The following is a 19908-nucleotide window of genomic DNA, read 5'->3' as shown; positions in this document are numbered from 1 at the left end:
ACGAGCACAACCCCTCGGGACAGACCTTCATGGGCCAGCCCGGACCGCTGGCGAACCTGTTCAGCGTCGAGCTGTGGGAGCGGTTCAGCTTCTACGGCATGCAGGGCATCCTCGCCCTGTACATGTACTTCGAGACCACCCGGGGTGGCCTCGGGATCGATCCGACGGTCGCGGCCGGCATCGTCGGCGCCTACGGCGGGTCGGTCTACATCTTCTCGATCCTCGGCGCCCTGGTCTCCGACCGCCTGCTGGGCCCCGAGCGGACCCTCCTCGGCAGCGCCGTGATGATCATGCTGGGGCACATCGCCCTGGCCCTGCTGCCGGGCGTGCCCGGTCTCGTCGCCGGTCTGCTGCTGGTGGGCATCGGCTCGGGTGGCCTCAAGGCCACCTCGGCGACCCTGGTCGGCGCGCTGTACGACGTGAAGGACTCGCGCCGCGACGCCGGGTTCTCGATCTACTACATGGGCGTCAACATCGGCGGTCTCTTCGGACCGCTGCTGACCGGCCTCACCCAGCAGACCTGGGGCTTCCACGTCGGCTTCGGCCTCGCCGCCCTGGGCATGGCGATCGGTGTGACCCAGTACGTCCTCACCCGCAAGAAGCTTCCCGCGGCCGTGCACGAGGTGCCCGACCCGCTTCCCCGCGCGATGTACCCGATCTGGGGCGGGATCGCCCTCGCGGCGATCCTGCTCGTGATCATCCTCGTGCTGACCGGCATCATCCATGCGGGCAACCTGGCCGCGATCATGGTGACGCTGTCCGTGATCGGCGCGATCGTGATCTTCGCGATGCTACTGATCTCGAAGAAGGTCAGCTCCGACGAGCGCTCCCGGGTGGTCGCGTTCATCCCGCTGTTCCTCGGCACCGCGGCGTTCTTCGCCCTGTTCCAGCAGCAGTTCACGGTGATCACGCTGTACTCGGACACCCGCCTGGACCGCGCGCTGCAGCTGCCCTTCCTCGGGGAGTGGGAGATGCCGATCCCGTGGGTGCAGTCGTTCAACCCGTTCTTCATCATCGTGCTGGCGCCGCTGTTCGCCGCCCTGTGGACCAAGCTCGGCTCCCGCCAGCCCACCACCCCGAAGAAGTTCTCCCTCGGCATCATCCTGATGGGCTCGGCCTTCCTGCTGTTCCTGCCCATGGTCCCCGTGGCGGCGGTGCCGGTGCTGTGGGTCGCGATGATCATGGTGGTGGCCACGCTCGGTGAGCTCTCGCTCTCGCCCGTGGGCCTGTCGCTCACCACCAAGCTGGCCCCGTCCGCCTTCCCGGTGCTGATGATGGCGCTGTACTACCTGTCGGTCGCCCTGGGCACCTCGCTGTCCGGAGCTCTGGCAGGGTTCTACTCCGCGGAGACGGAGGGGGCGTACTTCGGCGCCCTCGGCGCCGTGACGATCGTGATCGGTCTGCTCATGCTCGCCATCTCGAAGCCCGTCGAGAAGGGCATGCGCGGCGTCCGCTGACCGCCTCACGGCCGACGCGCAGGAGCCGCCCCACCGTCACCACGGTGGGGCGGCTCCTGCGCTCTCCCCTATCGGATTCCACCATGGCAGTAACTGCCATTCGGGCGTAGGGTCGCCTCATGGCAACGGTGTCACGGACAGAGTCTGCTCGGCTCAGGGCGGCCGAAGCGTGCAGCGCGCTCTACATCTCTCGGGGCACGACTGCCTTGACCGTCTCGCAGATCTGCGAAGAGATCGCGCTCCCGCAGCGCACCTTCTATCGGTACTTCCCGGTCAAGGCCGACAGCATCGGCCCGATCTTCGACTGGTCCACCCGGACGTTCACCATGTCGATCACCGCGGCATCTCCGGACGCGACGCTCGCCGAGATCCTCGAGGACGCGTTCCGCGCCATGTTCGACGGCGAACACGCTGAGCGCACCCGCGCACTGTTTCCCCTCGTCTTGGCCGATGCCGAAATGTGGTCGCTGTTCCTGCGCACGGTGCACGACGGTGAACGGACCCTCACCCCCGTGCTCGCACCGCGGCTCGGGATCCCCGACACCTCCCTGCGTGCCCGGACGGCGTCGGCCGCGGTCGCGAGCTCGACCCGCATCGCCCTCGAATGCATGGTCACGGAGGGAGTCGACCTCGTGGAGCACTTCATGGATCTGCTGGCCGGTTTCGGACTCGTCCCGGACCAGGATCGATCGGTGTGAGGAGTGCCGTCGACCGCTCCCGGCCCGGCGGTTCGACGGCCACAGCAGCGGGCCGGCCGACGATGAAGGAGTCACAGCATGTCTGACCTGCTCACGGACAAGGTCGCGATCGTCACCGGCGGGACCAGCGGCATCGGTCTCGCCACGGTGGAACGGTTCATCGCGGAGGGTGCGAAGGTCGTCATCGGCGACATCCAGGACGACCGCGGAGAGGCGGTCGCCGAACGTCTCGGCGACGCCGCGCTCTACGTCCACGCCGACGTCACCGACGAGCCCGCGATCGAGGCACTCGTCGCCGCGACGGTGGACCACTTCGGAAAACTCGACGTCATGTACAACAACGCGGGCGCCCAGGGTGACCCGTCGCCGCTCCTGGAGGTCGACTCCGAAGGCTTCGACAAGACGGTCGCCCTGCTCACCCGCTCCGTGGTGCTGGGCCACAAGCACGCCGGGCGCCAATTCACGGCTCAGGGGACCGGCGGTTCGATCCTGTCCACCGCGAGCGCCGCTGGTACCCAGGGCGGCTGGTCCGCCCTCGGGTACACGGCCGCCAAGCACGCGGTGATCGGTGTCGTCCGTCAGGCGGTCGCAGAGTTCGGCGATGCACGGATCCGCTCGAACGCCATCGCTCCCGGCATCATCACGACTCCGATCATGGCACGCAGCTTCGGCGTCCCGGTCGAGCAGGCCGAGGAGTTCGCGGACTTCCTCGCCGAGCGCCTGGGCGGCACCCAGCCGATCGGGCGCACCGGAACCGCCGACGACGTCGCGAAGGTCGCCACGTTCCTCGCGAGCGACCTGTCCGGGTACGTCACCGGCACGGTGATCCCGGTGGACGGCGGGGCCACCGCCGTCACCCAGGGAACGTTCTCGACCGACGTGGTCGCCGTCGCCGCGGAGTTCACCGCACGGTGAGGACGGTGGCACCGACGCCCGCTCAGCTCCGCGGGCGCCCCGTCACGAACGCCCGGATCACCGCGGGGTCGAGCTTGGGCCGACGGTCCGCGTCGGCCAGGCCGTTGGCCTCCTGGAGGGTGTCTGTCAGCTGGGTGTAGCAGTGCCCGGCGAGCACAGGGCCCGCGTTCAGCGCCGCGAACAGGGAGGCGACCTTCTCCTCGAACTCCACGGGGGTGGTCACGGTCGCGTAGCCCCAGGTGCCCTCGGCGGCGTAGGCGATGCCACCGAACTCGGTGATCATCACCGGGGCGCCGTCGGCGAGAGCGACGGCGGCGTCGTCGATGGGGCGTCGTCCCTGCGGACCACGACCGGCGAGGACCTCCGCCACCGCGTCCTCGTCGGCGTAGCGGCGCGCGAGGACGGCGGCATCGGTGGTGTAGTCGTGCAGCGCGATGACGTCGCCGCCGGTCAGCTCGTAGCCGTCGTTGGAGACCACGGGGCGGGTCGCATCCAGCGCCCTGGTCAGCGCGGTCAGGGCGATCGTGAGCTCGCGCTGCGGGGCGTGGTCGGCGAGGTCGCGGACACCCCAGGACTCGTTCACGGGCACCCAGGTGACCACCGAGGGGTGGACGCGCACCTGCTCGACGATCTCGGTCCACTCCGCGGCGATCGCGGCGACCGCCCGCGGGGAGTAGGAGTAGGCGTTGGCGGTCTCGCCCCAGATCAGCAGACCGAGCCGGTCGGCCCAGAACAGGAAGCGGGGGTCCTCGACCTTCTGGTGGACGCGGGCGGCGGTGAAGCCGAGCTCCTTGATCAGCTCGACCTCCTGCCGGTACGCCTCGAGGGTGGGCGCGGTGAGCTGGGAGGTGGGCCAGTAGCCCTGCTCGAGCACGGAGCGCACGAAGTACGGCTCCCCGTTGAGCAGGAACCGGCCGCGGTCGATGCCGGTGGTGCGCAGACCGAGGTAGCTCGCCGCGGTATCGATCACCTCGCCGTCCAGCAGCACCTGCAGCGTGACGTCGACGAGGTGGGGGTGTTCGGGGCTCCACAGCAGCCCATCGCGGTCCTGGGTGTTGCGCACGGCAGGCACGTCGACCGTGGTCTGCACGCGTGGATCATGGGCGGCGACCTCGACGGCGCCGAGGCTCCGCTCCCCCGCCGCGAGTGCGATGCGCACGGTGGTGCCGGGCTGCGGTCGACGGGCCAGGCGCAGGCTCACGTCGATGCGGGCGCGCGGCATGTCGAAGTCGCCGTGGAAACCGGTGAGATGCTGCTCGGAGACGGTCTCGAGCCACACGCTGCGCCAGATGCCGGTGGAGCGGTGGTACCAGATGCCGTGCGGCTCCTCGCGCCAATCCTGCTTGCCGCGCGGCAGCTCCACGTCGTGCGGGTCGTCGAAGGCGCGCACCACCACCACGTGCTCCTGGCCCTCGTCCAGCAGATCGGTGAGGTCGCAGGTGAAGGCGGTCTGGCCGCCGAGGTGGTGGCCGGCCAGGCGCCCGTCGACCCAGACGTGGGCCTCGTGATCGACGGCGCCGAGGTGCAGCAGGATCCGCCGTCCCGCCTCCGGTGCCGCGGTGATCACGCGGCGGTACCAGAGAACCGGGTGGAAGCCGGTGTCGTGGATCCCGGAGGCCTCGGACTCGGGGACGAAAGGCACGGTGATGGTGCGGTCGAAGCGCTCGGAACGGGCGGGCTCGTACCAGCGCTCGGCCAGGCCCACGCCGGCGTCGTCATGGGCGAAGCCCCAGCTGCCGTCGAGCGAGGACCAGGCCTCGCGCATCATCGTGGGCTGGGGGTGGGTGCCGTCGTGCGTGCTGGCGCGCAGCGTCATCGGGTCGCTCCTGGGCGGTCGGTGGGAAATCGTCATGCGGTGCGCGCCCAGCCTGCCACGTTCTGGTGCCCACGTGGGAATCATCACCGCCCCGTGAGCACCGCCAGCTCCGCCGTGGCGCGGGTCATCGCCACGTAGCGGGCCGCCGCCCCCTCGAGACCCTCGCCGAAGTTCTCGGGGTCCACCAGCACCACAAGGTCGAACTCGAGGCCCTTGGCCAGCTGCGGGGTGAGGGCCTGCACCCGGGCCGTGGAGACGAGGGTCGGGTGCCCGATCACGCCGACCGTGCCCTCCTCGTGCTCACCGAGCCAGGCCTCCAGGATCTCCTCGAGCTCCTCGGTGCGGCCGTGGCGCACGGGCACCCCGGTCTCGCGGATCGACCTGGGTACGTTGGCGTCGGGCAGCGCGGCGCGGATCACCGGGGCGGCCTCCTCCATGATCTCCCGGGGCGTGCGGTAGTTGATCGACAACGCTCTGATCTCCACCCGGTCCAGGCCGATCCCGGCGAGGTGCTCCCGCCAGGTGTCGGGGAACCCACGGGCCGCCTGGGCCCGGTCGCCCACGATCGTCAGGCTGCGGGAGGGGCAGCGGCGCAGGATCATCGCCCACTGGGCGTCGGTGAGCTCCTGCGCCTCGTCGACCACGACGTGGGCGAAGGGCCCGGCAAGCTCGTCCGGCGGGGCGACCTCCACCGGCGTCGCGTCGGCCAGGGCACCCTGCAGATCCTCGCCGCGCAGCATCGACATCTCCTTCATGTCGGAGTTGTCGGACTCGATGAGGGAGTCGACCATCAGTCCCACCTCGTCCACGGTCTCCTGCCGGGCGGCCTCCTGGCGCCGGTGCCTGGCCTCGGCCCCGGGGTCCCCGAGGCGGTGCCGGGCGGCGTCCAGCAGCGGCAGGTCCGCCTCGGTCCAGGCCCGGGCGTCCTGCCGCTGCAGCAGCTCCACCTCCGCCGCGGTGAGGTCAGGGGCGCAGCGCCGCAGGTAGGCGGGGACCTCGAAGAGGTCGCCGACGAGGTCGGTGGCCCTCAGCAGGGGCCAGGCGCGGTGCACGAGCGCCACCAGGTCCTCGTCGAGGGACAGGGCCGCGCGCACCTGGGCGGGATCGGGGTGCTCGTCGTAGGAGTCCGCGAGCTGCGCGGCGACGATCTCGGCGAGCTCCTCCCAGATCTCCTCGCGGGCGAGGTTGTGCGGACTCGCGGGGTCGACGGCCTCGAAGGCGTCGGCGAAGTCCGCGCCGCGAAGGAGCACGGTGCCCCAGTCGGTCTCGAGCCGGTGCTCGCGCTCCGGCGGCTCCTCGTACAGGGCGACAGCGGGATCGATCGCGTCGACCAGGGTCCCTGCCGCCTTCAGCGCGGCGATCTCGGGGTCGCTCTCGGCACCGGCTCCCTCGCCCTCCGGCACCAGGTCGGCCAGGGTGCAGGTGCGCACGTCCTCCTCGCCGAGGCTGGGCAGCACGTCGGCGACGTAGTGGAGATAGCGATGGTGGGGGCCGACGAACAGCACCCCGCCGCGGCGGTCCCGCAGCCGCGGGTCGCTGTAGAGGAGGTAGGCGGCGCGGTGCAGGGCGACGACGGTCTTGCCGGTGCCGGGACCGCCGTCGACCAGCAGCGGGACCCGGGCGCCGGCGCGGATGATGGCGTCCTGGTCGGCGGCCAGCGTGGTCAGCACCGACTCCATCTGCGGACTGCGAGCCCGGTCCAGGGTGGCGAGCAGCGCCGAGTCGACGTCGAGGCTCTCGTCGGGAGCCGCCGGCGCCCCGTCGTCGCTCGGGAGCAAGGTCTCGTCCCAGTAGTCACGGACCCGTCCACCGCTCCAGCGATAGCGCCGACGGGAGGCCAGCCCTCGCGGATCGGCGCGGGTCGCGGCGAAGAAGGGCTCCGCGGCCGGCGAGCGCCAGTCCACCAGCAGCGGCCTCCCGTCGGACCCGTGGACCGCGAGTCGGCCGACGTAGATCGGGGCGGATCCGTCGGCCGGGGTCATCCGGCCCAGCACCGCATCGAGCCGGAATCCCTCCAGTCCTCGCAGGCGGGTGCGGAAGTGGGCGACCTTCGCATCGCGCTCGACGCGCCCCTGGGCGTCGCCCCTGTGGTGGGCGAGGGCTGCCTCGAGGGCGCGGCGGACGTCGCCGATGTCGGCGGCGAGCGCCGCGGCGATGGCGCCGAACTGCTCGTCGTCACGGGCGGTGTGCTCGGGTGCGGCTCTGTGGCGCGCCCGTGCGGGCAGGTCGAAGGTGCTGGTCTGTGTCATGTCTCCCCCGGAGATGGTGCGGTGCGCGAGCCGAGCAGGCGGCGCGAGGGGTGATTCTTGCCCAGCCGGGGGGCCTTGCCGCAAGCCCCGCACCAGGGCATAGACTGGCCGTACGCCGAGGGGAACCGTGCTCAGAACTCCTGTTCGTTGCCCGCGCTCCTCCAGGCCCCGGCGACCGGGAACTCCATCACTCGCAGGCGAGCGGTCCCGTACGGCACCAGGCGGAACGTGTGGACGGGCCCGTGGTCGAGCACCGGGCCGGCGGGCGGGACGTCCGCCGAGGCGCCGTCTTTCTCCCAGGCCCGCACCCGGCAGCCCGTCGCCTCCAGCCAGGTCGCCTCCCCGAGTGCGAAGGGCGCCTCGGGGACTGCGCCGCGGCCGACGCGCCATCGCGGGGCGTCCTCGAGGTCCGTCAGCGCCCAGTTCCAGGTGGTGCGCGGGTGGATCTCCCACTCGCCCAGACCAGGGGCCTCCGGGACGGCGGTCCAGGTCTCCCCGGGGCTCGCGACCATGACCAGCGGGCCGAGGTGCACGGCCGCGGCCTGACGCTCGCGCCGGAGGATACGGGCTCGCATGGGCAGGGTGAGGGCGACCAGGGTGGTTCCGGCCCAGTCCCGCGCGAGCTCGACGTGTCCGTCGGGTCCCGGTCTCGCAGGGACCCGCACCCCGTCGACCGTGAGCTCCGGCTGCTCGCACCAGGTGGGGATGCGCAGCCGCAGCGGGAAGCGGGCGCCGCCGTCCACCGCCTCGACCCTCAGGCGCACGGTCTCCTCGAAGGGGTACTCGGTCTCGACCGTGATCGTCACCGGTGTGCCGCCTGAGTCGGCCCGGATCTCCGCGGGGGCGTAGGCGACCGCGCGCAGTCCTCCGTCGGTGTCGCGGGCCCACAGGGAGGTGGCGAACTTGGGCCATCCCTGGTGGAGGTTCGCGGTGCAGCAGCCGAAGTGCGGCTCGAGGCCGAAGACGTTCGCGTCGTCGCTCGAGTACGACCAGTTCCGTCGGGCCACCGAGGCCTCGATCTGCGTGCCCTGCTGGTGGTACTGGTGGGCGCGCATCCGCGGATCGCTCGAGGCGGGCAGCAGGTTGAGCGCGAGCGATTCGAGCCGGTCACCGTGCACGGCGTCCCCGAAGATCCGCGAGAGCGTCCCGGCAGTGTGCATCATCTCCACCACCAGGCAGGTCTCGATGCCGGCGGTGGCCTCGCGACCGCCCAGCCATTCGTCCCCGGAGAACCAGCCGTGGGCCTGGCCGTGCCAGCGCTCGAGGTTCGCCAGCGCCGCCTCGGTGCGCTCGCGGTGCGCGGGGTCGCCGTCGAGCAGATGCGCGGTCGCACCGGTCTTGAGCCCCTGGGCGACGTTGACGCCGTGGGTGGAATGGGTGAACACCTGCGCCTGCCCGGTGATCAGGTCCGTGGTGAGGTACTGATTCCAGTCGAAGGTCTGCTCCTGGACCAGGGCGGCGAGCTCGAGCAGCCACTCCTGGCCGGTCGCGCGGAAGGTCCACGCGATCGTCAGCACGTCCTCGGCGCCGCGTGCGCGGCCCCAGTCGGACAGGGGCCGGGAGGGCAGGTGCTCGTGCTGGTAGCGATGCCAGCGCAGCAGGAACGGGGCGACGCGCTCGTCCCCGGTGGCGTCGGCATGCTGGACCAGGACCTTCGCGGCCACCATCCGCGGCCACCAGTCCTCGTTCCGGTCAGGGCCGAAGAAGCCGTCGGCCCGCTGCGAGGCGAGCATCCACTCGATCCACGGCCTGGCCTTCGCGATCAGGCCCTGGTCCCCGAGCGCGTGCGCGAGCGGCACCAGGCCGTCGAGATAGTACGGCCCGCGCTCCCAGTCCTCCCCCGGCCCTCCGAGCCAGCCGCTGTCGGGACCGACGTCGGGCCAGATCTCCTGAAGCCGCCCCGTGATGCCCTCGGCCTGCAGGCGCAGCTGGCGCTCGAGCCAGCCCCGGGGTCGGATCGCTCCGGGCGGGAGCGTGGTGGCGGCCTGGTGCAGGCGGGGCTGGGGCAACATCATCGTCGATCGCTCCTGGGGAGGTGGCAGCAGTGCGCCGCACCACGATAGGTCAGGTCCGGGCCGGCGCCGCCCTCCTCACCGCGCTCGCAGCTCCAACCAGTCCTCGGCGCCGTCGAGCGATTCCCATCCCACCTGCTCGTAGAGCGCCCGGCCCTCGACCGAGGCCTTGAGTACGACGCGCTTCAGCCCCATCGGGGCGAGGTCCTCCAGGATCCCGTCGAGCAGCTCCCGGGCGAGACCTCGGCGGCGGTGGGCGGGGTCGATGATGACGTCGGCCAGCCACGCGAAGGTGGTCTCGTCGGTGACGATGCGGGCGTAGCCGACCTGCGCCCCGGTGGCGATCTCGTACATCGCGTAGTTGCGGGAGGTCTCGATGACGCGGTCCTGGACTGTGCGCTCCCGACCCGCGGCCCAGTAGGTGAGGGTGCTCAGCACGTGGTGGACCCACGCGCGGTCCAGGCGCGCGGGATCGGTGGAGAACTCGTAGGTGGCGGCGATGTCGTCCGGCATGAGGCCATTGTCCCCACGTCAGCGCGCGGAGGGGCGCAGCAGCGTCTCCTGGGCGACGGCGACGACGGCCTCGGTGAGTCCGCCGAGCAGAGTCGAAGGCGTCCGGGCGACCTGCCAGTACAGCGGCGTGGTCAGGGCGCCCCCACCCAGCGGGACCCCCACCCCGCGCTCCTGCATGTCGATGCCCTGACCCTCGAGCAGCATCGCCCACCCGAGGCCGAGCTCGACGGCACGGGCCAGATCATGGGTCGAGGGCACGTGGTGGACGGGGGCCGACGCGGGATCGACGCCGCGCTCGTGCAACCAGTGCGCCTGCAGCTCGTCGCTGCGGTCGAAGTCCACGCGCGGCGCCCGGGTCAGGACCTCGGGCGTGACCGAGGCGGGATCGGGATCGCGAGGATCCCCCACCCACCGCTCCCACCACGTCGTGGCCGCCATCGAGGTGTAGGACAGCGAGCCCAGTGCTGTCACCGAGCACCCCGGCGAGGGGGAGGACGAGGAGGTCACCGCGGCGACGGCGGCGCCGGTGGCGAGCAGGCGGGCAGTCACGTCCTGGTCCTCGCGGACCACTTCCACCTGGGCCGGGTGCCGCTGCGTGAAGCGGGCCAGGGCGCCGAGGAACCAGGTGGCCAGGGAGTCGGAGTTGACCGCGATGGTGAGCCGGGGCGCGGCGCCGCGCCCGTCCAGCCCCAGCGCCGCCTCGGCGTCGTGCTCGAGGACGGCGTAGCGCCGGGCGAAGCGGACGACGGCCTCACCGGCCTCGGTGATCCGCACCGGTCGGGAGCGGACCAGGAGGCGCTGCCCCAGCTGCTGCTCGAGCTGCTTGAGCCGCTGGCTCACGGCCGACGGGGTGATGTGCAGTTCCTGGGCGGCTTGCTCGAGCGTGCCGCACTCCGCGACGGAGGCCAGGGCGAGCGCCGACTGCGGATCGATAGACATGAAGCAATGCTAATGCTCCGTCAATACTCCTCGCTGGTGCTTCATCACAATTCCTTCTACGGTCGAGCTGTGCCCGCTTCGCTCCACGGCTTCGCCGCCTCCCTCGCCCTGATCATCGCCATCGGCTCCCAGAACGTCTTCGTGCTCCGTCAGGGACTGCGCCGCCAGCACGTGCTCGCCGTGGTGACGGTGTGCATCCTCTCCGACGTGGTGCTCATCGCCGCCGGCGCGGGCGGGGTGGGACTGCTCGTCCGCGACGCTCCGGGCCTGGTCACCGCAGCCCGCTGGGGCGGCGCGGCCTTCCTGCTGGTCTATGCGGCGAGCGCGGCCCGACGGGCGCTGCGGCCTGACGGGGACGGACTCGAGCCGTCCGCGCCGGAGTCGGCGCGCGGCGGCGGAGTGTGGCCCGTCGTCCTCACGGCCCTGGCCCTGACCTGGCTGAATCCCCATGTCTACCTCGACACCGTCCTGCTGCTGGGGTCGATCGCCGCCACCCACGGGCAGCAGTCGCCGTCCTTCGCCCTCGGGGCGATCGCGGCCAGCGCGTCCTGGTTCCTCGCGCTGGGATTCGGCGCGCGAGGGCTCGGGCGGTTCCTGCGCAGTCCCCGGGCCTGGCGGGTCCTGGACGGCGGCATCGCGGTGACGATGATCGTGATCGCGATCCTGCTGGTCAGCGGATGACGTGGTCTTGACCACAGTCCGGGACCGCTCTACGTTGGCGCGGACGCCCCCCAGCCCGTTCCCGGGGTATCCCTGACCCGTTCGAAAGGCCGATGATGCCCGACGCGCCGTCCGCTCCCCACTCCCCTGCTCCCCTGCGCGAGGCCCGCGTCGAGATCGACACGCACCGCCCCGCGGGAACCGTCGGTGATGACATCTACGGTCACTTCCTGGAGGCCTCCTTCTACGGCAACATCGAGGGCGGCGTGTTCGACGAGGGCTCGGAGCTCTCGTTCACCGAGCCGGGGCACCTGCAGGGGGTGCGCGCCGATGTGCACGATCTGGTCGAGGAGCTGCGCCCCGGGGCGATCCGGTGGCCGGGCGGGAACGTCACCTCGGCGTACCACTGGGAGGACGGCATCGGTCCGCGGGACGAGCGTCCTTCCCGCCTGGAGCCGGCCTGGGGCGAGACCGAGACCCACCGCTTCGGCACCGACGAGTTCCTGGCCTGGTGCGAGTCCGTCGGGGCGGAGGCATACCTCGCGCACTCAGCGAGGGATGTCGAGGAGGCGATGCGCTGGGTCGACTACACCAACGGCACGCGCGAGACGACCATGGCCCGTCGGCGCGCGGCCAACGGACGCTCCGAGCCGTGGCGGGTGCGCTACTGGGGCATCGGCAACGAGGTCTACGGCCCCTGGCAGATGGGTCACCGCAGCGCCGAGCGCTACGCCGAAGACGCCCTCGAGCACGCCCGGTTCATGCGCACGATCGATCCGTCGATCGAGCTGATCGGCGTCGGGACCCCCGGGGACCAGGAGCGCTGGACGACGCCGCTGCTGGAGCGGGCCGGGCGCTTCCTCGATCACCTCTCACTGCATCTGTACGGGGCCAGCAACCATCTCATGACCGGTGACGACTACGACGCCGTGGTGGCCCAGTCGCTGTACGTGGAGCGGGAGATCAGTCGGTACTCCCAGCTGGTCGCCGGGATCTCCGCGCGGGCCGGTCTGGAGCGGGCGCCGAAGCTGGTGATCGACGAGTGGAACATGCGCCATCTCGAGCCGTCCGCCTGGGAGGCGCCGCGACCAGGGGCCGACGGCGGGATCGCCGAGCGCGAGACGGCGCCCGTCGACGCCCTGCCGTCCCAGGTGCGCGTGAACCGCTACAGCCCGCGGACGATCGGCGACGCCCTGTTCGCGGCCGGGGTGCTCCACGCGATCCACCGCACCGCGGGGAACGCCGCCGCGGTCTCGATGGCGAACCCGGTCAACCTCGTCACCGCCAACGGCGTGGTCGTCGCGCGACCCGGAGGTGCCGTCGGCTCGGCGCTCTACCCCGTGTGGCACCTCTACCGCCACCACACCGGTCGCACCGTGCTGCCCACGACGGTCGACGGTCCGGGGCGCCTGCAGTCCGTGCGTCTGGGCGATGACCGTGACCCCACGGGGGCGCAGCCCACCGCCACGATGACCGTTCCCTTCCTCGATGCGGTCGCCACCCGGGCGGACGACGGCTCGGTGCGGCTCGCGGTGGTGAACCGCCACCGCAGCGAGACGCTGCGGGTCCGGCCCGTGCTCGACGGCTCGACGTCGGCCGCACCCACCCGGGCCCGACTGCGCCAGGTGGGCGGGGACCTCACGGACCTGTATGCCGCGAACACGCTGAGCGCCCCGGAATCCGTGACCACCCGGGACCTGGGCACGGTCGAGGCCGATGACGGCACCTGGGTGCTGCCCCCGCACTCGATCACCGTGCTGACCCTGGAGGCGCGATGACTCCCACCACCGAGCAGCCGAACATCCTGCTGCTGTGCACCGATCAGCAGCGCTTCGACGCCCTCGGCGCCGCCGGGAACCCGCACATCGACACCCCTCACCTGGACCGTCTGGCCGCTGAGGGTGCGCTGTTCGAGAACTGCTACGTGCAGAGCCCGGTGTGCGGGCCGTCCCGGGCGAGTCTCATGACCGGTCGCTACGTGCCCTCCCACGGGCTCTGGGCCAACGGCGTGGACCTGCCGGCACACGAGCGGCTGTTCACCCGGGAGCTGGCCGACGCCGGCTACGACGCGGGGCTGGTGGGCAAGCTGCATCTGGGCTCGTGCCACGGCGGGCGCACCGAGCCACGGCTCGACGACGGCCTGCGGGTGTTCCGCTGGGCCCACGACCCCTACCCGGGCTCCTCGGAGAACGCGTACCACCGGTGGCTGGCCGCTCGTCACCCGGATCTCCACGCCAGGGCGTTGCGGGAGGGGCCGGGCGCCTTCGACGCCCTGCCCGCCGAGGCGCACTACAGCCACTGGATCGCCGAAGAGACCATCGGCTTCCTGCGCCATGCGGCGGAGGGGACCGGTGGGGCCTCCAGCCCGTTCGTGTTCCTCGCCAACTTCTTCGACCCGCATCACGGCTTCGGCGCCCCGCAGGAGTACCTCGACCGCTACGACTCCTCGGGCCTGCCCGCCCCGGTCACGCGGCCCGGCGAGCTCGAGTCCAAGCCGCCGATCCAGGCCGAGGCCTCCGCCGAATCCTATGCAGGACACGCCCGGGGCTATCTCGAGTACTCCGAGCAGGAGCTGGCCGAGACGGTGCGCGCCTACTATGCGATGGTCTCCCTGCTCGACGACGAGGTGGGGCGCATCCTGGCGGTGCTCGAGGAGACCGGCCAGGCCGAGAACACGATCGTGGTCTTCACCAGTGACCACGGGGAGATGCTCGGGGATCACCAACTGATGCTCAAGGGCCCGTTCCTGTACGAGGGCGCGGTGCGGGTGCCGCTGATCGTGCGCTGGCCCGGCGTGACCGAGCCCGGCACTCGGCGCACGGAGCTGGCGCAGTGGGTGGACCTGGCCCCGACCTTCCTGGAGGCCGCCGCGGCCCCGGTGCCACGGGCGATGCAGGGCTCGAGCCTGCTGCCGCTGCTGCGAGGGGACGAGGACGTGCGATGGCGCGACTGGGCGCTCTGCCAGTATCGCGACAGCGGCCACCCCTACGATTCCCCCGCCCTGGTGACGATGCTGCGCACCGGGCAGTGGAAGCTCGTCGTCCATCATGGCGAGCCCGCCACCGACCGCGAGCGCACCGGTGAGCTCTACGACCTGGCCGCCGATCCGCGGGAGCTGACGAACCTGTGGGCCGAGGCGGGCCACGCGGCGACGCGCCTGGCGCTGCAGGAGACCCTGCTCGACGTGATGGTCGCGACCGAGGACCGCACGGCGCGGCGCGTCGACGTGTGGTGAGGCCGACGCCGGATCGCCGTGGTCAGGCGGTCCCGTCGCCCCGGGTGTTCTGGTCCTTGATGAGGGCCACCAACGCACCCATCACGGCCGAGGAACCGCGGTAGCGCTCGCCGTCGCGCGTGAGGACGCCCGCTCGGGCGAGATCGTCGAGGTCCGCCCGCACACTCGAGAACCGCTGCCAGTCCTCCACGCTGCGCTGCACCGCGGTCTGGGCCCGGGCACCTGCCGCCCCCGCCTCTCCCGATGCGCCGTCGAGGTTCTCGCGGAGGTCGAGCCCCTGCTCACTGCAGGCGACGAGCAGCGCGGCGAGGGTGTCCGGCATGCCGCGGAACCCGCCGTCCTCCCGGTCCCGGGCGTCCCGGCCGAACAGCGTCGCCGTGAGCACGGCGTGGCCGAACTCGACGAACTTCTCCGGATCCTCGCTGAGCGGCACGTACCGGACCGGGCCCGTCTCGCGGTGCACCTGGGAGCCGGAGAGGCTGAGCCAGCCGCCGTCCAGCAGCGTGACCCAGGGTCCGGAGAGCTCGGCGTGCTGCCACATGGTGCGCACGCTCTGCGGGGTCCCGATCGTCGCGAGGAGGGAGGAGCTGTCGGCCCGGGTGAGGGCCTGGGTCCCGGTGATCCTGCGGCTCCCGTCGCCGACCAGGTCGAGGATGCCGACGGCGATCCGGACGAAGGTGTTGTCCGCGTAGGCCTCGGCCTCCTGGTCGGTCTCGAGCTCGGTGACCGTGACGCCGTCGCCGTCCTCGAGCTCGGGGAGGAACCAGGGCCAGGAGCTGCTCAGGCGGCTCTCGTCCTGGGCCGCCCGGATGGATTCCTCCCTGTCGAACGGGACGGTGGGGGCGGTGAGGCGTCCGGTGTCGCTGAGCTCGACACGCTCGTCGTCGGGCAGCGAGTTGTACCAGTGCATGTAACCGGCCAGCTCCTCGTCGTCCTCGAGATCGACGCCGAGCGCGAGGCCGTGGCCGAGGATGTTCGTGGAGAAGGAGCGGCGGGAGGGGTCGTCGGCCGCCTCGAGGGTCGCGAACTCGAGCGAGGCGAGCATCATGGGGGCGGCCTGCGGGGGCATCGAGTCGGCGGCCCAGCGGCCGGTCTGGCCCAGGTAGGTGAAGAAGTGTCCGAGCGTGGGCACCATGTCCATCACGTGCTCGCGGGGCTGGATGACGGTGCGCGGCACGATCTCGGTGAGCAGCTCGGTGGCCAGCTCCTCGGTCCACAGCCCCGGTTCCGGACTGCCCTGCTGCTCGGTCTTCAGGCGAAGCAGCGTCTCGAGGGTCCGCACCTCCTCCGCGACAGGGGCGTCCTCGTCGGCCGTCACTCGCCAGGTGCCGTACTCGGACAGCACCTCCTCCCGTGCCCGCTGCCACTGCTCCTGCGTGGCCGGATCCGGTTCGTGGGAGGAGCGCTCCCGGGGCGAGTTCTCCGACATCCCTCCAGCATGACGGTGCGAAGCGGATCCGGCCACCTGCGAGCGGGGAGTTTCCCTGGTGGCGTACACGGAGGGGGGCAAAGGTCCGGCTCAGTACGGCGGGTCGGGGTAGGTTCCTGCGCCGACCAGCCCGGCACGATCCGGTTCGCCACCGTCCATCTCGCCACCGTCCATCTCCCCACCGTCTATGGCGACCGGCGCACCCTCGTCCTCGAGGTCCCCGAGGCCGCGGCGCCGGGCATCGTCCCCTGCGAGCATGTCTTCGTAGGCCTCCCAGGAGCGCTGGAGGGCCGCTGCGAGCTCCGGGGTCAGCAGATCCCGGTTCTGATCGGTCGTGATGGTGGCGAGGTCACCGATGCGCCATGTGGTCGTCCCATCCGGTCCACGGACCGGATCGAGAAGTCCTCGTGTCTTCATGTCGTGATGCTTCCAGCACAATCGGTGAAGATTATCGAGGGCGGTGCGCCCACCCTTCTCAGGATTCTCGTGATCGAATTCCTCGATATGGTCCGCCTCGCCGACCGTGCACACATTGTTGGTGCATCCGGGAACGGCGCAGACGGGATCGAGCAGGCGCAGGTGCTCGGCCATCGCGGTGGTGGGCGAGTACTTCTCGGGCGGCAGCGGGAGGTAGGCACCGTCCGAGGGATCGGTGAGGATCCGGTACCAGGTGGGTTCACCGGCCGCGAGGTGGCGGGCCATCGGTGCGGGCAGCGGGATGGTCCCGTCGATCGTGCCGGGGGCGTCGGACTCCCCCAGGAGCGTCATGGCCGGGACGATCACCTGCAGCCGGAAGCGACTCTGGGGCACCTGCACACCCGGGGTCTCGAGCATGGTGCGGGTGAGGATCGCGTAGCGCAGGGCCGCAAGGGGCATGTGGCGCCCGTCGCGGGCGACGTCCCCATCGATGTCGAAGGGCGCGGGGCGCTGCTCCTCGAGGGCGCGACGCTGCTGGTTCTGGACCGCGCGAGCCGCGAGGTCGAGCCGGCGCGCCAGGCCGAGCATCTCGTGGACCGGGCCGGTGACGACGAGGCACGCGGTGCCGTCGTGGTCGGGATTCATCTCGAGAGCGACATTCCGCTGCTCGGTCGGCGTGGCACGCACTGCCGCCGCACCGAACCAGGCGATGAGCTTGCCCAACTCCCGCGTGAACCGGTCCGAGGTGATGTTCGCGAGGTCCCACTCGGCGACGCGGTCGTCGACCTGTCGGCACTCGTCGGAGGTGAGGCGACGGACCCTGCGCAGCAGCTGCTCGAACCAGGAGACGGGGAGATGACCGGCTTCGAGGCGGGCGAGGGTGTGCGGAAGGGCCACCACGGCCGTGACGGCGTCGCGCAGCTGCGAGCGGGCCTGAGTCAGGGTGATCCGTCGCGCGTCGGCGACGAGGATGGCGTTCAGGTCGCCCTCCTCGCTCTCCTCGTCCCAGAGCATCGCGAGCGTGCGCAGGCGACTGGCGTGGGCGAGCGCCTCCTCGTGATGGGTGGCGAAGAGCGCACGGGCCAGCTGCTCCTCGACGCAGCCGGGTTCGACGTGGGAACGGGCGGCGAAGGTGTCGGGATCCAGAGGCGTGCGAGCGCGGACCGGCGTATGTGGGAGTTCGACGGGAGGAGGGGCCGCCGCGTCGCGGGAAGCCTGCTGATCGTCGACAGCGGCCGAGGCGGTCGTGGCGCACGCAGAGGACCTCGACCCAGAATTCGCCGACATCGTGCACCACCCTTCACATCATCTCGTCCTGCTCTTCTCTCCTATTTTAGAAGCTTTGTTCGACCGGCGCCAGTGCTTTCGCAATACTGCTCCACATTGTGGATGACCACCCTGTGTGGAGGAAAGATCGACGGCGACCCTCGGGGCGAAGACGGGCCTCGGCGTCCTGTCGCCATCGTGCGCCGGCAGGGCTCGGCGCGAGGTCCGCCCGACACATGGCGACGGCCCGGCACCGGGGTCTCCCCCAGTGCCGGGCCGTCGCCCAGCACGTGGCGACCGGAAGGCATCGGTCGCCCGTCGGCTCAGATCAGCTCGATCCGCGCCTCCTTGTCGTTGAGCACGATCACCGGCGTCACGGTCGAGTACCCCGCGACGCGGATCGCGGAGAGGTCCGCGCGCAGCAGCGGCGTGCCCGCGCTGACGTGCTCCCCCGTCTGCACCAGGGTGGTGAAGCCCTCGCCCTGCATCTTCACCGTGTCGAGGCCGACGTGGACGAGCACCTCGGTCCCGTCGTCGAGGGTGAGCGCCGCGGCATGACCGGTGGGGAACACGTGGGTGACGGTGCCCGCAGCGGGGGCGACGACCTCGCCCGAGATCGGCTCGATCGCGACGCCCGGGCCCATGACGCCCTGTGCGAAGGTCGGGTCGGGAACCTCCGAGAGCGGCACGACGGCGCCGGCGACGGGCTGGCGCAGACGCACCAAGGAGCTCGTGCGGACCGCGGTGGCGACTCCCCCGTCCGCACCGGCGTCCCCGCCCGTCGCGGCGGCGATCTCTGCCGCCTCCGCGGGGGCGACGGCCTCGGCCTTGCCGGTGATGATGCGCTCCATGGCGTCCTTCACGAACTGGACGCTGGTGCCGTAGATGACCTGGACCGACTGCCCGCCCGGCTTCATCGTGCCCGCGGCGCCGGCCCGCTTCAGGGCGGCCTCGTCGATCGCCGTGGTGTCGGCGACCTCCATACGCAGCCGGGTGGCACAGTTCTCGAGGTCCACGATGTTCTCGCGGCCGCCGAGGGCGATGAGGAAGGCGGTGGCGGTGACGAGGTACTTGTCCGCGCCGGGGGCGAGGACATCGTCGTCTTCCTCGAGATCCTCGCCGTCCTCGCGGCCGGGGGTCTTCAGATCGAAGCGACGGATGATGAAGCGGAAGACCACGAAGTAGACGACGAACCAGAACACGCCCATCAGCGGGATCGCCCAGGGGTTCTGCGCCATCGGGTTCACCCAGCCCAGCACCAGGTCGATGAAGCCGCCGGAGAATCCGAAGCCCATTCGCACCGGCAGCAGCGCGCTGATGCCCATGGAGATGCCCGTGAACAGGGCGTGCACCACGTACAGGCCCGGGGCCAGGAACATGAAGGAGAACTCCAACGGCTCGGTGACGCCCACGAAGAACGAGGCGATGGCGCTGGAGAGCAGGACGCCCGCGGCGACCTTGCGGCGCGTGGACTTGGCCGTCACGTACATCGCGAGCGCCGCGCCGGGCAGCCCGAGCATCATGATCGGGAAGAAGCCGGTCATGTATTGCCCCGTGACACCGTAGGTGCCGGTGTTGTTCAGGAAGTTTCCGAGGTCGTTGATCCCGGCGACGTCGTACCAGAACACAGAGTTCAGTGCGTGATGGAGGCCCAACGGGATGAGAAGCCGGTTGAGGAAGCCGTAGATCCCCACGCCGACGGGGCCGAGGGTGAGGATGAACTCGCCGAAGCCCACCAGGCCCGAGTACACCAGCGGCCAGACGAAGAACAGCACGAGGGCGACGACCAGCGAGATCCCGGCGGCGACGATCGCGACGGACCGCTTGCCGGAGAAGAATGACAAAGCGTCCGGCAGCTTTGTGTCCTTGAAGTGGTCATAGACCCAGGCCCCGATGAGGCCACAGATGATGCCCACAAAAACGTTCTCGAGGTTGGTGAAGGCGGGATTGACCGCCTTCTCCTCGATGCCCTGGAAGAGAGCGACGTTCTCCGGGTTCAGCAGGGTGGTCACTGTCAGCCAGGAGACGAGGCCCGCGAGCGCAGACGTGCCGTCCGGCTTCGTGGCCATGCCGATGGACACACCGATCGCGAACAGAAGGGGCAGGTTGTCCAGCAGCGCGCCACCGGCTGTCTGGAAGAAGACCCCGGCCAGGTTGGTGTCGTTGCCGGTCGCGGTCAGGATCCAATAGCCGATGCCGCTCAGGATCGCGGCCACGGGGAGGACTGCCACGGGCAGCATCAACGATCTGCCCAGGCGCTGGAAGAACTTCATCGGTACCTCTCAGGACGAAGAGCGCACCG

The 19908-nt window shown here is 71.1% G+C and carries 14 protein-coding genes; 6 read left to right on the top strand and 8 right to left on the bottom strand.

Annotated elements, in window-relative coordinates; all coding sequences use genetic code 11:
• Positions 1-29: 29 nt before the first annotated feature.
• From JOF43_RS20590 to JOF43_RS20580, 3 genes are all read left to right on the top strand, one after another.
• Positions 30-1457: a peptide MFS transporter gene (locus JOF43_RS20590; RefSeq protein WP_209905423.1), complete on the top strand. Its 1428-nt coding sequence runs from the start codon at positions 30-32 to the stop codon at positions 1455-1457.
• 119 nt (positions 1458-1576) lie between these two features.
• Entirely contained in the window at positions 1577-2155 is a 579-nt protein-coding gene (locus JOF43_RS20585) for a TetR/AcrR family transcriptional regulator (RefSeq protein ID WP_281065142.1), read from the top strand.
• A gap of 78 nt (positions 2156-2233) precedes the next feature.
• On the top strand, positions 2234-3070 hold the full coding sequence (locus tag JOF43_RS20580) for an SDR family NAD(P)-dependent oxidoreductase (protein WP_209905006.1): 837 nt from the start codon (positions 2234-2236) through the stop codon (positions 3068-3070).
• A gap of 22 nt (positions 3071-3092) precedes the next feature.
• Here JOF43_RS20580 and JOF43_RS20575 read toward each other — a convergent pair whose 3' ends face one another.
• From JOF43_RS20575 to JOF43_RS20555, 5 genes are all read right to left on the bottom strand, one after another.
• Entirely contained in the window at positions 3093-4886 is a 1794-nt protein-coding gene (locus JOF43_RS20575; RefSeq protein WP_245354638.1) for a glycoside hydrolase family 2 protein, read from the bottom strand.
• Between the two features lie 83 nt (positions 4887-4969).
• Positions 4970-7135 carry an RNA polymerase recycling motor ATPase HelR gene (gene helR / locus JOF43_RS20570; RefSeq protein WP_209905004.1) on the bottom strand — a complete coding sequence of 722 codons (2166 nt, stop codon included), beginning with the start codon at positions 7133-7135 and terminating at the stop codon, positions 4970-4972.
• 131 nt (positions 7136-7266) lie between these two features.
• A complete protein-coding gene (locus JOF43_RS20565; RefSeq protein WP_209905003.1) occupies positions 7267-9150 on the bottom strand; it encodes a beta-L-arabinofuranosidase domain-containing protein in 1884 nt (627 codons plus the stop codon).
• 75 nt (positions 9151-9225) lie between these two features.
• On the bottom strand, positions 9226-9660 hold the full coding sequence (locus JOF43_RS20560; protein ID WP_209905002.1) for a GNAT family N-acetyltransferase: 435 nt from the start codon (positions 9658-9660) through the stop codon (positions 9226-9228).
• 18 nt (positions 9661-9678) lie between these two features.
• Positions 9679-10599, bottom strand: coding sequence for an ArgP/LysG family DNA-binding transcriptional regulator (locus JOF43_RS20555; protein WP_209905001.1), 921 nt, complete (start codon positions 10597-10599; stop codon positions 9679-9681).
• A gap of 69 nt (positions 10600-10668) precedes the next feature.
• Between JOF43_RS20555 and JOF43_RS20550 the strand changes: the two genes are divergently transcribed.
• From JOF43_RS20550 to JOF43_RS20540, 3 genes are all read left to right on the top strand, one after another.
• Positions 10669-11280 carry a LysE/ArgO family amino acid transporter gene (locus JOF43_RS20550; protein WP_342592246.1) on the top strand — a complete coding sequence of 204 codons (612 nt, stop codon included), beginning with the start codon at positions 10669-10671 and terminating at the stop codon, positions 11278-11280.
• Positions 11281-11372: 92 nt separating this feature from the next.
• The gene (locus JOF43_RS20545; RefSeq protein WP_209905000.1) at positions 11373-13037 is read left to right on the top strand and encodes an alpha-L-arabinofuranosidase C-terminal domain-containing protein; all 1665 of its coding nucleotides are present in this window, start codon (positions 11373-11375) and stop codon (positions 13035-13037) included.
• The gene (locus JOF43_RS20540) at positions 13034-14494 is read left to right on the top strand and encodes a sulfatase-like hydrolase/transferase (RefSeq protein WP_209904999.1); all 1461 of its coding nucleotides are present in this window, start codon (positions 13034-13036) and stop codon (positions 14492-14494) included. Before JOF43_RS20545 ends, JOF43_RS20540 begins: the two co-directional genes overlap by 4 nt.
• 22 nt (positions 14495-14516) lie before the next feature.
• Here JOF43_RS20540 and JOF43_RS20535 read toward each other — a convergent pair whose 3' ends face one another.
• The 3 genes from JOF43_RS20535 to nagE all read right to left on the bottom strand — a co-directional run bounded on the left by JOF43_RS20535 (position 14517) and on the right by nagE (position 19879).
• A complete protein-coding gene (locus JOF43_RS20535) occupies positions 14517-15923 on the bottom strand; it encodes a hypothetical protein (protein WP_245354637.1) in 1407 nt (468 codons plus the stop codon).
• Positions 15924-16013: 90 nt separating this feature from the next.
• Positions 16014-17627 (bottom strand): HNH endonuclease signature motif containing protein, encoded by a 1614-nt coding sequence (locus tag JOF43_RS20530; protein WP_209904998.1) that lies wholly within the window; start codon positions 17625-17627, stop codon positions 16014-16016.
• 302 nt (positions 17628-17929) lie between these two features.
• Positions 17930-19879, bottom strand: coding sequence for an N-acetylglucosamine-specific PTS transporter subunit IIBC (gene nagE / locus JOF43_RS20525; RefSeq protein WP_209904997.1), 1950 nt, complete (start codon positions 19877-19879; stop codon positions 17930-17932).
• Between the last annotated feature and the right edge of the window lie 29 nt (positions 19880-19908).

The sequence above is a fragment of the Brachybacterium sacelli genome (assembly GCF_017876545.1).
In the GTDB taxonomy this organism is placed as follows: domain Bacteria; phylum Actinomycetota; class Actinomycetes; order Actinomycetales; family Dermabacteraceae; genus Brachybacterium; species Brachybacterium sacelli.
This window is presented reverse-complemented; position numbering and strand designations above follow the sequence as displayed.